We start from the raw sequence: 14,295 nt of genomic DNA on the forward strand, positions 1-14,295 counted from the left end.
GCCGGCCCGTGTCGATTACATCTTCTTGTCGCGAACTTGCTGAACGAGAAAGTCCATCACGTCGGTCGTGCCTTGCAGACTGTTGGTCGCGGCCGGACCCGTGACGTACTTGCCCTGCACGATGACGGTAGGCACGCCGTCGATCTTGTAGTCCTGCAGCAACTTGGCGTCGCGCTTGATGTCGCTTTGCGTCGAGAACGAGTTATACGCGTCCATGTACTTCTTCTTGTCGATGCCCTGCGTTGCAAGGAAGGTCGCCTGCGCCTCGGGCGTCAGCAGATAGTTCTTCTTCACGTGGATCTCGTTGAACACGGCCGGCGTGACCTTCTCCGCGACGCCCAGCGCGACGAGCGCGTGATACATCTTCGAGTGCGGGATGAAGTCGTCGCGGAAGGCAACCGGCACGCGCTTGAACACGACGTCCGGTCCTTGCTTCTTTTCCCACGTCTCGATGTACGGCTCGAATTCGTTGCAATGCGGGCAGCCGTACCAGAAGAATTCGATGACTTCGACCTTGCCCGCGGGCGCGCCGACCGGCTGAGGCGCCGAAAGCACCGTATAGTCCTTGCCCGAAACGGGCGCCGCCGATGCGACATTGGCCGCACTCAGCGAAAGAGCCGCGATGCCGAAAGAAAGAGCGAGGGCGCTAAGCAGTTTTTTCATGATTTGAGAGGAAGCACAGAAGGTCCATAAGTGGGACATACGACGCTTAAGCCGAGCTTAAAGTCGGCCCGCATCGCGTTGGTTACGACGCGGGCCACGCCCGTCATTGTTTCGAGAACCGGATGACGGCGGTATCGACGCCTGCATCGGACAGACGCTGGCGTGCCGTGTTCATGTCCTCGAACTTCGCGAACGGGCCGACGCGCACGCGATAGTACGTCACGCCGCCCGCGTCGCGCTGCGTCACCTTCGATTCGAAACCCTGGAAGCCGAGCCGCGCGCGCTGCTGTTCCGCGTCGGCCTGAGTCTTGTACGCGCCGACCTGCAGGAAGTAACCCGTGTTGACGTCGCCAGGAGCGGGCGGCGTGGTCTTGGCCGTGCCCGTCGTCGAGCTCGGCTTGGGCGTGGCGGCGGCGGAACTCGTCGCGTTGTCGGGCGTCTTCGGATTCGCGGCGTTGCCGTTCCTCGGCGTGGACGCGGCCGAACCGGAAGGCGGCACTTCGACGATCTGCGGTTCGTCCAGCATGCCCGACGATTGCGTTTGATTGGTGCTCTGGCCCGGCGCGGTATTGGGCGGCGTGGGTTGCGCGGCTTGCGGCACGGCCTGCCCAGGCGTCTTGCCTTGCAGCGGACGGTTCGGATCGTAAGGCTGCGCGGCGGGCGCGGAACTGGTGTCGGAGGGCGGCGGCGCAACCTTCGCCACGAACGGCGTGGGCGCGCGGGTGATATATAGCGCGACGATCACGGCGATCGCGAGCCCGACGATCAGGCCCAGCACGATGCCGAGAAAAGTACCCCCGGTTTGCTTCGACTGCGACTGCTTCGACGTGCGACGTGGTTTTGCCATCGTATGAATCACCTGCAAAAAGTCTTCGAGTTGGCCGACGATTATAACGGTGGCTTAAAGCCAAGTCCGCGCCAGGCAGCCGTCCGCGCGCGTCGAAAGTCGTGTTTTCGGCGCGACGGACGTCTTCTGACCATTACATCTTTTCGGGAGCCGACACGCCGATGGTCGCGAGACCGTTGGCGAGCACCTGACGCGTCGCGGCAAGCAGCGCGATGCGCGCGTCGCGTTCCTTTTGTTCGTCCACGAGCACGCGCTCCGCATTGTAGAACGAGTGAAATTCGCCAGCGAGGTCGCGCAAATAGAAAGCGACGGCATGCGGCGCCAGTTCTTCGGCGGCGTGCGCGAGCATTTCCGGATACTCGGCGAGCTTGTTGAGCAACGCCATGGCGCGCGGGCTCGACAGCGGCTCGAGATCGGCGTGCGCGGCTTGGGCCAGAGCGCCGCCGTAGCGCTCCTTCCAGTCGTTGAGAATCGTGCTGATGCGCGCGTGGGCGTACTGCACGTAATAGACCGGATTTTCGTCGTTCTGCTTGAGCGCGAGGTCGATATCGAAGACGAATTCGGTGTCTGCCTTGCGCGAAATGAGGAAGAAGCGCACGGCGTCGCGGCCGCGGCGGATGGTGTCTTCGTCCAGTTGATCGGGCGCGGCTTCGTTGCCGGGCGTCATGCCGCCCGACCATTCGATCAGATCGCGCACGGTCACGTAGCTTCCGGCGCGCTTGCTGATCTTGACTTCCTGGCCGTCGCGCATGACGGTGACCATCTTGTGCAGCACGTAGTCGGGGTAGCCTTTCGGAATACCGATGCCGAGCCCTTGCAGCCCAGCGCGAACCCGCGCGATGGTGCCGTGGTGGTCCGAGCCCTGCACGTTGATGACCTTGGTGAAGCCGCGCTGCCACTTGGCAACGTGATACGCCACGTCCGGCACGAAGTAGGTGTAGGTGCCGTCGGTCTTGCGCATGACGCGGTCTTTGTCGTCGCCGTCGTCGGTGGTGCGCAGCCACAATGCGCCCTCTTGCTCATAGGTCTTGCCGGCAGCCACGAGCGCCTCGACGGTCTGCTCGACGCGTCCTTCCTTGTACAGCGACGACTCCAGATAGAACTGATCGAACTTCACGCCGAACGCGGTCAGATCCATGTCCTGTTCGTGACGCAGATAAGCGACCGCGAAGCTGCGGATGGCTTCGAGATTCTCGACATCGCCCACGCCGTTGACCGGCTCGCCGTCTTTCGCCGCGACGGTTGCGCCCGCCAGGTAATCACGCGCGATATCGGCAATGTACTCGCCGTTGTACGCCGCTTCCGGCCACTCGGCGTCGCCTGGCTTGAAGCCGCGCGCACGCGCTTGCGTCGAGATGGCGAGGTTGCCGATCTGCACGCCCGCGTCGTTGTAATAGAACTCGCGATGCACCGCGTAACCTTGCGTGCCGAGCAGGTTCGAGAGCGCGTCACCAAGCGCGGCCTGACGGCCATGACCGACGTGCAGCGGTCCGGTCGGGTTCGCGGAGACGAATTCGATCAACACTTGCTTGCCTGCATCGCGCTGCGAGTCACCGTATGCGGCGCCTTCGGACAACACTGCCGGGATCACGGCTTGCTTCGCCGTTGCCGCAAGTCGCAGATTGATAAAGCCCGGACCCGCGACTTCCGCGCCTTCCACGAGCCCCTTGGCTGCTGCGTTGCCGAGTAGCGCATCGACGATTTGTTGCGCAAGCTGACGCGGATTGGCGCGCAGTGGCTTGGCGAGTTGCATCGCCACGTTCGAGGCGACATCGCCATGCGCCGCGACCTTCGGTCGTTCGAGCACGATGGTCGGCGCGACGAAGGCCGCTTCAGTCGCGCCCTGCGTGGCTTGCGCGACCTGCTTGACCGCGTCGGTGAGGAGCGTTTCTAAGGTTTCTTTGTGTGCGGGCAGCATGCTGAAAATGATCCAGTGGAGCGAGTCCGATGTGGTGTGGCGTAGGCGAGGGCGGTGCGCGCGGATGCGCGACGCGATGCTGGTCCGGCCGTAAGAGGCCTCGACAGGCCGCGGGAATCAAACTACGCGTAAAGCGGGATTTTAGCAGGTGCTAATATGTCGAATCAGGGTGCATACCGGGCAGTCGGCGCGACTCGCGGCAACATCGTGCAGCTTTCAAAGCTGCATATCAACATAAAGAAAAGGACCTAACCATGCTGATCACTTTCAAAACCAGCGCGGCTCCGGACGTCATGATGCTGCAAAACCTCGCCGAGTATCTGCTTGGCATCATTGGTAAACAGCTGAACGAACGGGGCGTCATCACTCACGACGAACTGCCTGCGGCTATCGAAAAACTCGAAGCCGCCGTGTCGACGGACAAGAAAGAGCGCGCCGAGCACGACGGCCACTTCCACGAAGGCGAGGACGGTCACGAACCGCACGAGATTCCCATCGGGCTTGCGCAACGCGCTTATCCGTTTCTCGACATGCTGCGTCTTGCGCAGAAAGAGCATACGGACATTCTCTGGGGCGTCTGAACGTTCGTTTGCATTGGCGAATAAAAAAAACCCGCATCGGCGACGATGCGGGTTTTTACTTTGCAGCGGACATAACGTCAGACGGCTGAGTCGCGATGCTGCCGCTTACTGCGACTGACCGCCTTCCGCCGGAGCAGGTTTGGCGGACGCTCTCGGCTTCTTGGGCTTCTTCGGCTTCTTCTTGTGCTCGGTAACGGGCGGCGAGTACGAAGACGCCGTGGTGGTGCTGGCCTGCGCGAACGCAGCCGAACTCGATGCTGCAAGTACGGCTGCCGCAAGCGCTACGGTTACGGCGGACGTCATCTTCTTCATGCGACTTTCTCCGTGACGAAAAGAAATGCGTGGCCGTCGTGGTGACGACCTATCGCGGCTACAAGTCTACGGAAATCAAAATTTTCCCGCCGATAGCGTGCATTTTTTTCGTTATCACAGATTGCATATGTTGTTTTGCAGCATTAGCGCTGCGGCGCGAGGGCGCGTTCCGCATCCGCGTTCGAGATCGCCATGCGTTCGGCGAAACTCGCAAGTTGGTCGTCGCCGATCTTGCCCACCGAAAAATACGTGCTCTCCGGGTGCGCGAGATAGAAACCCGACACGCTCGCGGCCGGCAACATGGCAAGCGACTCCGTCACGCTCATGCCGATTTCGCCTGCCTGAAGTACTTCGAACATATCGCGCTTGACGAGGTGATCCGGGCACGCCGGATAACCCGGCGCCGGGCGAATGCCGGCGTATTTTTCCGCGATGAGCGATTCGTTGTCCAGCGTTTCGCTCGCCGCATAGCCCCACAGATCGCGACGCACGCGCGCGTGCAGTGCTTCGGCGAATGCTTCGGCGAAACGGTCGGCCAGCGCCTTCAACATGATTGCGCTGTAGTCGTCGTGATCGGCTTCGAACTGCTTTTCCTTCTTGTCGACGCCAAGGCCCGCCGTCACCGCGAACATGCCGATGTAGTCCGCCACGCCGGAATCTTTCGGCGCGATGAAGTCGGCAAGCGAGCGGTTCGGCCGCTGCACGCCATCGACAATCGGACGCACGCTTTGTTGACGCAGATTGCGCCATGTCATTGCGACTTGCGAGCGTGAGTCGTCCGTGTAGATTTCGATGTCGTCGTCGTTCACGGTGTTCGCGGGCAGCAGCATGACCACGCCGTTCGCCTGAAGCCAGCGGCCCTGGATGATGCGCGAGAGCATGGACTTGCCGTCCGAGAACACGCGCCGCGCCGATTCGCCGACGATTTCATCGTTGAGAATCGCGGGGTAGGGGCCCGCGAGATCCCATGTCTGGAAGAACGGCGCCCAGTCGATATAAGTCGCCAACTCGGCCAGATCGTAATTCTTGAACACGCGCCGCCCGATGAAGCCCGGCTTCTTCGGCCGATACGCGCTCCAGTCGATCTTCGTCTTGTTGGCCCGCGCCTGGTCGTAAGTAACCATGGGCAGCGCCTTCTTGTTTGCGTGTTGCGTGCGGATGCGGTCGTAGTCGGTCTTCAGGTCGTCGAGATACTTCGCCGCACCCTCGTCCGACAGCAGGCTCGACGCCACCGAGACCGAACGCGACGCATCCGGCACATACACCACCGGCCCTTCGTAATGCGGCGCGATCTTCACGGCTGTGTGCACGCGCGAAGTCGTCGCGCCGCCGATCAGAAGCGGCGTCTGCTTGCCACGGAAGTAGTCGTCGCGCTGCATTTCGGACGCGACGTACGCCATCTCCTCGAGACTCGGCGTAATGAGTCCCGAGAGCCCGATGATATCCGCGCCTTCTTCCTTCGCCTTTTGCAGGATGGTCGCGCAGGGCACCATCACGCCCATGTTGACCACTTCGAAGTTGTTGCACTGGAGCACGACCGAGACGATGTTCTTGCCGATGTCGTGCACGTCGCCCTTCACGGTCGCGATGACGATCTTGCCCTTCGGCCGCACGTCGGCGCCTGCATCGGCGAGACGCTTCTTTTCTTCTTCGATGAACGGAATTAGATGCGCAACCGCCTGCTTCATCACGCGAGCGGACTTGACCACTTGCGGCAGGAACATCTTGCCCGCGCCGAACAGGTCGCCGACGACATTCATGCCGTCCATGAGCGGCCCTTCGATCACGTTGATCGGCCGGCCGCCTGCCTTCTCGATCTTCGCGCGCACTTCTTCCGTATCTTCGACGATGAAGTTCGTGATGCCGTGCACGAGCGCGTGCGACAGACGCGCCTCGACCGGCTGATTACGCCATTCGAGGTTCTCCTCCTTTTTTGCCGCGCCGGTCTTGAACTTGTCGGCGACTTCGAGCAGACGGTCGGTGCCGTCGTCGCGACGATTGAGCACGACGTCTTCCACGCGTTCGCGCAACTCGGCGTCGAGATCGGCATAAACGCCGAGCTGGCCCGCGTTGACGATGCCCATGTCCATGCCCGCCTGAATGGCGTGGTAGAGGAACACGGTATGGATGGCTTCGCGCACGGGGTCGTTGCCGCGAAACGAGAACGACACGTTCGACACGCCGCCGCTCACCTTGGCGTGCGGCAGATTTTGTTTGATCCAGCGCGTGGCGTTGATGAAATCGACCGCGTAGTTGTTGTGCTCTTCGATGCCCGTCGCGATAGCGAAGATGTTCGGATCGAAGATGATGTCCTCGGGCTCGAAGCCCACTTCGTTCACAAGGATGTCGTAGGAGCGCTTGCAGATTTGCGTCTTGCGCTCGAAGGTATCGGCCTGCCCTTGCTCGTCGAAGGCCATGACCACGGATGCCGCGCCGTAGCGACGGATCAGGTTCGCGTGATGACGGAACGCGTCCTCGCCTTCCTTGAGCGAGATCGAGTTGACGATAGCCTTGCCTTGCACGCATTTGAGACCGGCTTCGATCACCTCGAACTTCGACGAGTCGATCATGATCGGCACGCGCGCGATATCCGGCTCCGAGGCGATCAGATTCAGAAAGCGCACCATGGCGGCTTTCGAATCGAGCATGGCCTCGTCCATGTTGATGTCGATAACCTGCGCGCCGTTCTCGACCTGCTGACGCGCGACGGCGAGCGCTTCATCGAACTGGCCGTTCAGGATCATGCGCGCGAACGCCTTCGAGCCGGTCACGTTCGTGCGCTCGCCGACGTTGATGAAGAGCGAGCTGTCGGTGACGTTGAACGGCTCGAGGCCGGAAAGGCGCATGGTGTGGTCGGTCATGGTGTCTTTTATCTTGTCGTCGGTCGATGTCGGTATCGTCGTCAAGCAGCGTCGCGATACTGCGAGGGAAACGCGCGCGGCTTCACCTCGGCAAGCGCCTTCGCGATCTCCGCAATATGCTCTGGCGTCGTCCCGCAGCAACCGCCCGCAAGGTTCACGAGCCCCGCCTGCGCAAACTCCTTCAGCAAGCCCGAGGTCACATCCGGTGTCTCGTCGAAGCCCGTATCGCTCATCGGATTCGGCAGGCCCGCGTTCGGATAGCACGAAACGTAGGTATCGCAGAGCTTCGCCAATTCGGCGATATACGGACGCATCAGCGCCGCGCCCAGTGCGCAGTTGAGGCCGAAGGTCAGCGGCTTCGCATGCCGCAGCGAGTTCCAGAAGGCTTCGACCGTCTGTCCCGACAAGATGCGGCCCGACGCATCCGTTACCGTGCCCGAGATCATGATCGGCAGGAGTTCGCCCGTGTCCTCGAACAGCTCGTCGAGCGCGAAGAGCGCGGCTTTCGCGTTCAAGGTGTCGAAGATGGTCTCGACGAGGAACAGATCGCAGCCCGCGTCGAGCAACGCCTTCGCCTGATCGTAATAAGCCTCGCGCAATTCGTCGAAGGTCACGTTGCGCGCGCCGGGATCGTTCACGTCGGGCGAGATGCTTGCGGTCTTGGGCGTCGGTCCGATCGCGCCCGCCACGAAGCGCGGCTTGTCGGGCGTGGAGAAGGCATCGCAGGCGGCACGCGCGAGCTTCGCCGACTCGACGTTCATCTCGATAGCCAGGTCTTCCATGCCGTAGTCGGCCTGCGCCACGCGTGTCGCGCCAAACGTATTCGTCTCGATGATGTCCGCGCCCGCCGCCAGATACTTGTCGTGAATCTCGCGGATGATCTGCGGCTGCGTGATCGAAAGCAGTTCGTTGTTGCCTTTGATGTCGCGTGCGTAGTCCTTGAAGCGCTCGCCACGGTACGCGGCTTCGTCGAGCTTGTAGCGCTGGATCATCGTGCCCATCGCGCCATCCAGGATGAGGATGCGTTTCTGCAAGAGCGCGGGGAGCGCGGCGCCGCGCGTGTAGACGCGCGAAGGAGCTTTGGATGTGGCGTTCTGGTTCATGACGGACGGGCCCTGCACCAATGTGAAATAGTCTGCATTGTAGCCGCAGCGCGGCTCGATCGCCGTGTGCGGGAGCGCTCGCGGACATGGCGCCGATGCAAAAAAAGAACCCCGCCTGGTTGCCCGGACGGGGTCTTTCGTGTCGCATGCTGCCGTGATCACCGCTGCTGGAGCGGGCGCGACGCGGCACTCAACCGCGCGCGCAGTCGAGTTTCAGTGGAGCACCACCGGCTGATTCATCAAGATATCGAACTGACCGAGGAATTCATCGACGTCTTCGAGCGACGGTTCTTCTTCGATCAGTTTCTGCACGTGCTCGCGAAACTTGGCGGCAAGCGCACCGTCGATGAAGATTTCCCGCTGCGTATTTTTGTCGACGATCTCATAGCCGCCCGACATCATCGCAAGATGATTGTCCTGCGGCGGGAACTCGACGACGCAATAGTTAGGGCTGTTGTAGATCATTTGCATGGCGACACTCCTTATTCCTGTTGCTCCTGGCAATCCTGCACCGTAATTGGAGCGCTCGGGTGGGAATTCAAGGGGTGGCCTCGACGTGATGCCGGTTTATCGAGGCTTTCTTGTGAAGCTTTTGACGCGGAAAGCTTATGACGCGGACGTGCGCAAGAAGTCATTCAACAATGCGCAAAACCGTTGCGACTCCTCGACCGGGCTCAGATGCGCTGCGTTGAGTAGTTCGAATCGCGCGCCTGGTACGGTATCGGCAATCACCTGAGATGCAGCATGTGGCGTGCCACTGTCGTGCTCGCCGGCAATTACCAGCGTGGGTTTGTCGATGGCTGCGAGCTTGTCCCGGACGTTGAAACGGCTGACTGCTTCAGCCGCGCGGGCGAAACCTTCGACGGGCGTTTGCGCAATCGTTTCGCCAATTTGCTCGACCACTTCCGGATGCGCCTTGCGAAATTGCGGCGTCAGCCAGCGTTCGAGCGTTGCATCCACCATACTCGCTACGCCGTTTTTGCGCACGGAAGCTGCCCGTTGACGAAAGGTAGGCTGCGCTTCTTCTGGAATAAACGCCGGCGCACCGACAACCGTCAGCGAATCCACTTTATCCGCATGGTTGATCGCAAACGTCTGCGCGACCATGCCGCCAATGGATAAGCCCACAAGGTGCGTGGTCTTTGCGCCAAGCTTGTCGAGCAATTCGGCCAGGTCATCGGCGAGGTCCCTGATACTGAACGCGTCCTGCGATACCGCAGTCCTTCCGTGTCCGCGCAGGTCATAACGCAGCACGTTGTAGCCATGACGGAAGTATCCCGCCATCTGGTCCCACACCGAGAGATCGCCTCCAAGTTGATGGATGAAGGTGAGCGTCGGGCCGCCGCCTTCGTTGTCGAGAACATACCGTGTGTCGATGCCATTGATCGTCAACTGCATATCGGCTCCGTGGAGAATGCGGTTTGCGCTGCTGTCTCCGTTTTTCGTGCGCACAGCGGTGTCAGTTCGAGGTCCGGGCCACTGCATTGCCGTGACGCGGATTCTTCATACGCATCCGGCATGCCTGAATCGTCGTCTTAGCGCGCATCGGGAGCTATTTCCAACTTGTCCGCCCACAGCATTTCGATCTGCATGCCATTCGGTTCGGTTTGCAGAATGCGCACAGGCAGCCAGCCGAGCGCGGGCGCGAGCCAGATGTCGAGCTTGCGTTTGTCCCCTTCGCGGCGCGGCAGGCGCGTGAAGTGGCGCGCCGTGGTGAATCCGCCGCGCGACTGCACGTTTTCGTCGCCGACGGTTTCGAGTGCCCAGACTTCGTTGCTGTCGTTATCGGCGACGCTAAACTGGCGCGTCACGCCCGGCTTGTATTGATCGGGCGATCCGCGCACCAGACTGGACAATTGCATGACCACGCTGAAGCGGTCCTGCGCACCATCGGCGAGCGGCTGGCTATTGGGCGTACGCGTATAGACGATCTGTCTGGTCTCGCGATTGAACACGGCGATATCGGCGGCGCGACGGCCGCGTTGTTCGGAATACTGGTCCGGCGCGATGCCGAAGGTATCGATGTGACCTTTGCTCGAATAGACGTATGGACCGACGAAGGGCAGCGGAATGGAAACGACCATTTCGTAATGCTGTCCATCGTTCGTCCAGTGAATGGTGCCGGTCTGATTCATGACGCCGTTCACCAGCGTGTCGTAACGAAGCTCGCCGGATGGCGGCACGCTGAATTTGTCGCCGGATGCGACGACTGGCTGCGATGCAGGCACGGCAGCTTGCGCGGATGCAGAAGCGGCAGAAGCGGCTGCAATCGCGGCGGCTTGTGCTTGGGCGGTGTCGTCATCGGCAACGACTGGGGTGACAGGCGGCGCGGGTGTTGTTGAAGGTGTAAGCGTTGGCGCCGGTGCGGCTGGTTTCGGCTGGGGTGTGGGCTTCGGTGGTTCGACAGCCTTCGTCGGTGCAGGTTTGACGGGCGTCTGTGCAGGCGTGGGAGGCTGTGGCGCAGGCGGCGCAACCGGTTTCTGTGTCAACAGTTCGACCTGCACGGGTGGGTTTTCCGGCGGCGGATTAACCGGCCGTTGCGCACGGCCAACCCAGCGCATCGCGCCCAGGTGCAGACACACGACGATCAGAATGACCAGCGCCCAGCGGCCCCAGCGGCGCGGAGGGTTTTCGGCATCGGATGGCTCGCCGGATGCAAAAGCGGTACTTCGACGGCGAAACGGGAAAAGTGGCATTGAACGAAGCGACGGAAAGGCGCGTGTTACGGAACACGAGGAACGTTTTCGACACATTTGAACGAAACGATGTTCCTTGAATGCGCCTCGCACGCGAAGCTTTTACAAAACGCGTCAAAGCGAGCGCTCGGCTACCGCATAACCCAGCTCATACGACAAACCGCGCGCGCATTCACGCAGCGCGGAATCGATTTCACCGCCCCAGCGCGTGTCGAACGCGCCTTCGTGACCCAGTGCGATCAAACCCAGTGCGAGTTCGCCCGTCGAATCGAAAACCGGCGTGCAGAATGCATGAATCGATGGCAACAGCATGCCTTCCACGCGCGCCGCGCCCTGTTCGCGCACATCGGCAAGAAGCGGCTCGACATCCGCGAGCGTTTTCCTCGTGGTGGCGAGTTCACGCGCGAGCATCGCCTGCGTCTTGCTGCGCGGCAGGTAAGCCGCGAACAGCAGACCAGTTGCCGACGAAAGCAGCGGCATGACGTCGCCGAGCTTGAGCGATGCCTTCGCCGGATAGCTCGATTCCATCCAGTGCACGACGGTCGGCCCCTGATTGCCCCACACGGCGATGCCGACCGTCTGATCCAGCCTGTCGCGCAATTGCGCCAGCGCCAGGCGCGCGAGCTTCACGCCATCGACGCGTGCAAGGCGTGCCAGTCCCATCTGCAAGGCGAAGCCGCCGAGCTCGTAGCGCCCCGACAATGGATCTTGCGATGCCAGCCCGAGCCGCACGAAGCTCACCAGATAGCGATGCGCCTTCGCCGGGCTCATGCCGGCCCGCTGCGCAAGATCGCGCAACATCATGGCACGCGGTTCGTTGGTGAGCACGTCGAGCAGACGAAAGCCGACTTCGATCGATTGAATGCCCGAGCGGGTTTTTTCTGAAGCGGTGTCGACGAGGTCGTCGTCCTGGGATTCATCCATCTGGAGCGTGTAAAAGGGCTTATGCCGAATGGCCGACTCATCGACCGGCGATTCACCATCGTAAAATAGATTTTCCTTAACGTCATCACGGCTTACCCTTCGCTCTATGAAACTCGCCACGCTGAAAGACGGCACGCGCGACGGCCAACTCGTCGTCGTCTCGCGCGACTTGCGCACCGCGGCCATCGCCGATGGAATCGTCTCGACGCTGCAACGCGCGCTCGACGACTGGGCCTTCTATGCGCCGCAACTCATGGACGTCTACGAAGCGCTGAATCAATCGCGCGCACGCAATAGCTTCACGTTCGAACCCAAAGCCTGCATGGCGCCGCTGCCGCGCGCCTTCCAGTGGGCGGACGGCTCGGCCTACGTGAACCACGTCGAACTCGTGCGGCGCGCGCGCGGCGCGGAAATGCCGCCCGATTTCTGGACCGATCCGTTGATGTATCAGGGCGGTAGCGACGATTTCATCGGGCCGACGGACGATATCGTGTGCGCGTCCGAATCGTTCGGCATCGACTTCGAAGCGGAAGTGGCGGTCATCACGTCGGATGTCCCGATGGCGCCCACGCCCGATGAAGCGTTGAAGAGCATGCGCTTGCTGATGCTCGTCAACGATGTGTCGTTGCGCAATCTGATTCCGCCCGAACTGGCGAAAGGCTTCGGCTTCTTTCAGAGCAAGCCCGCGAGCGCGTTCGCGCCCGTGGCCGTCACGCCCGACGAACTCGGCGACGCCTGGAGCGAAGGCCGCGTGCATCGCCCGATGATCGTGCACTGGAACGGCAAGAAAGTCGGTCAGCCGGAATGCGGCGTCGATATGGTCTTTCACTTCGGCCAGTTGATCGCGCACGCGGCAAAGACGCGCAACCTGCGCGCGGGGTCCATCGTCGGCTCGGGCACCATCTCCAACAAGGACGCGCGGCGCGGCTACTGCTGTATCGCGGAGAAGCGCTGCCTCGAAGTCATCGAGCACGGCGCGGCAGAGACGGAGTTCATGAAGTTCGGCGACAGCGTGAAGATCGAGATGTTCGACGAGCGCGGCAAGTCCATCTTCGGCGCGATCGATCAAGCCGTGACGCAACTGGAGCACTAAGGCACCGAGCGCGCGGCGGGGTTTAGCCCGATGCGTCGCGAGCCTTTGCCGTCTTACACTTGCCGGGCGCTGCGGCGTGAATGAAGTTTGAACTAAAGCGCGAATAAAACAACAAGGAGACGTTCCATGCGCAAAGGCAAGTGGAGGATGGCGGTGGCGCTGGCATTCGCCTCGGTGTTCATGACGACTGGGGCCATCGCGCAGACGCCGCACGTGAAGATCGGTCTCGTGCTCTCGCTGACGGGGCCGGCTGCATCGCTCGGCATTCCGGCTCGGGAAACCGTCGCGCTTCTGCCCAAGGAAATGGGCGGCCGAGCGGTCGACTACATCGTGCTCGACGACGCATCCGACACCACGCAAGCGGTGCAGACCACGAAGAAGCTGATCAGCGAAGATCAGGTCGACGCGATCATCGGTTCGTCGATCACGCCGAACTCGCTCGCCATGGTAGATGTCGTGTCGCAAGGTCAGACGCCGATGATCTCGCTCGCTTCGTCGGCGAAGATCATCGAGCCCGTGGACGACAAGCGGCGCTGGGTCTTCAAGACGCCGCAGACCGACGCGATGATGGCATCGGCCATTGCGGAACACGCGAGCAATCACGGCGTGAAGACGATTGCGTTCATCGGCCAGGCAGACGCGCTCGGCGAAACCTTCTACGCGGAAGTCGCGAAGTTCGCGCAGATCCACAAGATCGAAGTCGTGGCCAACGAGCGGTTCAATCGCACCGACCCGAGCGTGACCGGCCAGATTCTCAAGATTCTTGCGGCGAAGCCTGATGCCGTGGTCGTCGGCGCGGCCGGCACGCCTGCCGCCTTGCCACCCAAGACGCTCGCGCAGCGCGGCTTCAAGGGCAAGGTCTATCACAACCACGGCGTGGGTAATCGCGATTTCCTGCGCGTGTGCGGCACGGACTGCAACGGCACCTTTCTGCCTGCGAGCCCGGTGCTCGTCGCCGCCCAGTTGCCTGACGATCATCCGGCGAAGCGCCTCGCGCTCGACTACATCAAACTGTATGAAACGAAGCAGGGCGCGGGCTCGGTCTCCGCGTTCGGCTCGTATGCGTGGGATGCCGGCATGCTGCTCGATCGCGCCGTGCCCATCGCGTTGAAAGCGGGCGCGCCCGGCACGCCCGCGTTTCGCGCCGCGCTGCGCGACGCGCTCGAAAGCACGAAGCAGTTCGCCGATACCAACGGGCAGGTCAACATGACGCCCAACGATCACATCGGCCTCGATCAACGCGCGCGCGTAATGGTCGAGATTCGCGACGGCAAATGGATCTATCAGCCGCGCTGAA

The 14,295-nt window shown here is 61.7% G+C and carries 13 protein-coding genes; 3 read left to right on the forward strand and 10 right to left on the reverse strand.

The annotated features are described in order from the left end of the window. Positions 1-15: 15 nt before the first annotated feature. The 3 genes from NCR40_RS00605 to argS all read right to left on the reverse strand — a co-directional run bounded on the left by NCR40_RS00605 (position 16) and on the right by argS (position 3,428). On the reverse strand, positions 16-663 hold the full coding sequence (locus NCR40_RS00605; RefSeq protein WP_244826825.1) for a thiol:disulfide interchange protein DsbA/DsbL: 648 nt from the start codon (positions 661-663) through the stop codon (positions 16-18). Positions 664-766: 103 nt separating this feature from the next. Further along, positions 767-1,510, reverse strand: coding sequence for an SPOR domain-containing protein (locus tag NCR40_RS00610; protein ID WP_244826826.1), 744 nt, complete (start codon positions 1,508-1,510; stop codon positions 767-769). Between the two features lie 133 nt (positions 1,511-1,643). Next, positions 1,644-3,428, reverse strand: a complete 1,785-nt coding sequence (gene argS, locus NCR40_RS00615; protein WP_250508490.1) for an arginine--tRNA ligase — start codon at positions 3,426-3,428, stop codon at positions 1,644-1,646. Between the two features lie 254 nt (positions 3,429-3,682). Between argS and NCR40_RS00620 the strand changes: the two genes are divergently transcribed. Then, on the forward strand, positions 3,683-4,009 hold the full coding sequence (locus NCR40_RS00620) for a DUF1840 domain-containing protein (protein WP_244826828.1): 327 nt from the start codon (positions 3,683-3,685) through the stop codon (positions 4,007-4,009). A gap of 105 nt (positions 4,010-4,114) precedes the next feature. Here NCR40_RS00620 and NCR40_RS00625 read toward each other — a convergent pair whose 3' ends face one another. From NCR40_RS00625 to NCR40_RS00660, 7 genes are all read right to left on the reverse strand, one after another. Next, positions 4,115-4,321, reverse strand: a complete 207-nt coding sequence (locus tag NCR40_RS00625) for a hypothetical protein (RefSeq protein WP_250462726.1) — start codon at positions 4,319-4,321, stop codon at positions 4,115-4,117. A gap of 143 nt (positions 4,322-4,464) precedes the next feature. Then, positions 4,465-7,182, reverse strand: a complete 2,718-nt coding sequence (gene metH, locus NCR40_RS00630) for a methionine synthase (protein WP_250508732.1) — start codon at positions 7,180-7,182, stop codon at positions 4,465-4,467. Positions 7,183-7,223: 41 nt separating this feature from the next. Then, the gene (locus NCR40_RS00635) at positions 7,224-8,285 is read right to left on the reverse strand and encodes a homocysteine S-methyltransferase family protein (protein ID WP_250508491.1); all 1,062 of its coding nucleotides are present in this window, start codon (positions 8,283-8,285) and stop codon (positions 7,224-7,226) included. A gap of 213 nt (positions 8,286-8,498) precedes the next feature. Then, positions 8,499-8,756, reverse strand: a complete 258-nt coding sequence (locus NCR40_RS00640; RefSeq protein WP_244826831.1) for a BTH_I0359 family protein — start codon at positions 8,754-8,756, stop codon at positions 8,499-8,501. A gap of 135 nt (positions 8,757-8,891) precedes the next feature. Beyond that, positions 8,892-9,683: an alpha/beta fold hydrolase gene (locus NCR40_RS00645; protein WP_250508492.1), complete on the reverse strand. Its 792-nt coding sequence runs from the start codon at positions 9,681-9,683 to the stop codon at positions 8,892-8,894. Between the two features lie 137 nt (positions 9,684-9,820). Next, positions 9,821-10,981, reverse strand: coding sequence for a DUF3108 domain-containing protein (locus tag NCR40_RS31250; RefSeq protein WP_284507677.1), 1,161 nt, complete (start codon positions 10,979-10,981; stop codon positions 9,821-9,823). Positions 10,982-11,095: 114 nt separating this feature from the next. Next, positions 11,096-11,905 carry an IclR family transcriptional regulator gene (locus NCR40_RS00660; protein ID WP_250508493.1) on the reverse strand — a complete coding sequence of 270 codons (810 nt, stop codon included), beginning with the start codon at positions 11,903-11,905 and terminating at the stop codon, positions 11,096-11,098. Positions 11,906-12,011: 106 nt separating this feature from the next. On the opposite strand from NCR40_RS00660, the gene NCR40_RS00665 reads away from it, so the two are divergent. Both NCR40_RS00665 and NCR40_RS00670 read left to right on the forward strand, forming a co-directional pair. Beyond that, on the forward strand, positions 12,012-12,998 hold the full coding sequence (locus tag NCR40_RS00665) for a fumarylacetoacetate hydrolase family protein (RefSeq protein WP_250508494.1): 987 nt from the start codon (positions 12,012-12,014) through the stop codon (positions 12,996-12,998). Between the two features lie 180 nt (positions 12,999-13,178). Then, positions 13,179-14,294, forward strand: a complete 1,116-nt coding sequence (locus tag NCR40_RS00670) for an ABC transporter substrate-binding protein (RefSeq protein ID WP_250508734.1) — start codon at positions 13,179-13,181, stop codon at positions 14,292-14,294. Position 14,295: the final 1 nt, after the last annotated feature.

It is taken from the genome of Caballeronia sp. GACF4 (assembly GCF_023631025.1).
GTDB lineage: Bacteria > Pseudomonadota > Gammaproteobacteria > Burkholderiales > Burkholderiaceae > Caballeronia.

What these genes read in the sequence shown, in the direction of transcription:
- NCR40_RS00645 (WP_250508492.1), bottom strand. Translation starts at nt 9,683, where the DNA reads ATGCAGTTGACGATCAATGGCATCGACACACGGTATGTTCTCGACAAC.
- NCR40_RS00635 (WP_250508491.1), bottom strand. Translation starts at nt 8,285, where the DNA reads ATGAACCAGAACGCCACATCCAAAGCTCCTTCGCGCGTCTACACGCGC.
- NCR40_RS00670 (WP_250508734.1), top strand. Translation starts at nt 13,179, where the DNA reads ATGACGACTGGGGCCATCGCGCAGACGCCGCACGTGAAGATCGGTCTC.
- NCR40_RS00605 (WP_244826825.1), bottom strand. Translation starts at nt 663, where the DNA reads ATGAAAAAACTGCTTAGCGCCCTCGCTCTTTCTTTCGGCATCGCGGCT.
- metH (WP_250508732.1), bottom strand. Translation starts at nt 7,182, where the DNA reads ATGACCGACCACACCATGCGCCTTTCCGGCCTCGAGCCGTTCAACGTC.
- NCR40_RS00610 (WP_244826826.1), bottom strand. Translation starts at nt 1,510, where the DNA reads ATGGCAAAACCACGTCGCACGTCGAAGCAGTCGCAGTCGAAGCAAACC.
- NCR40_RS00625 (WP_250462726.1), bottom strand. Translation starts at nt 4,321, where the DNA reads ATGAAGAAGATGACGTCCGCCGTAACCGTAGCGCTTGCGGCAGCCGTA.
- NCR40_RS00660 (WP_250508493.1), bottom strand. Translation starts at nt 11,905, where the DNA reads ATGGATGAATCCCAGGACGACGACCTCGTCGACACCGCTTCAGAAAAA.
- NCR40_RS00620 (WP_244826828.1), top strand. Translation starts at nt 3,683, where the DNA reads ATGCTGATCACTTTCAAAACCAGCGCGGCTCCGGACGTCATGATGCTG.
- NCR40_RS31250 (WP_284507677.1), bottom strand. Translation starts at nt 10,981, where the DNA reads ATGCCACTTTTCCCGTTTCGCCGTCGAAGTACCGCTTTTGCATCCGGC.
- argS (WP_250508490.1), bottom strand. Translation starts at nt 3,428, where the DNA reads ATGCTGCCCGCACACAAAGAAACCTTAGAAACGCTCCTCACCGACGCG.
- NCR40_RS00665 (WP_250508494.1), top strand. Translation starts at nt 12,012, where the DNA reads ATGAAACTCGCCACGCTGAAAGACGGCACGCGCGACGGCCAACTCGTC.
- NCR40_RS00640 (WP_244826831.1), bottom strand. Translation starts at nt 8,756, where the DNA reads ATGCAAATGATCTACAACAGCCCTAACTATTGCGTCGTCGAGTTCCCG.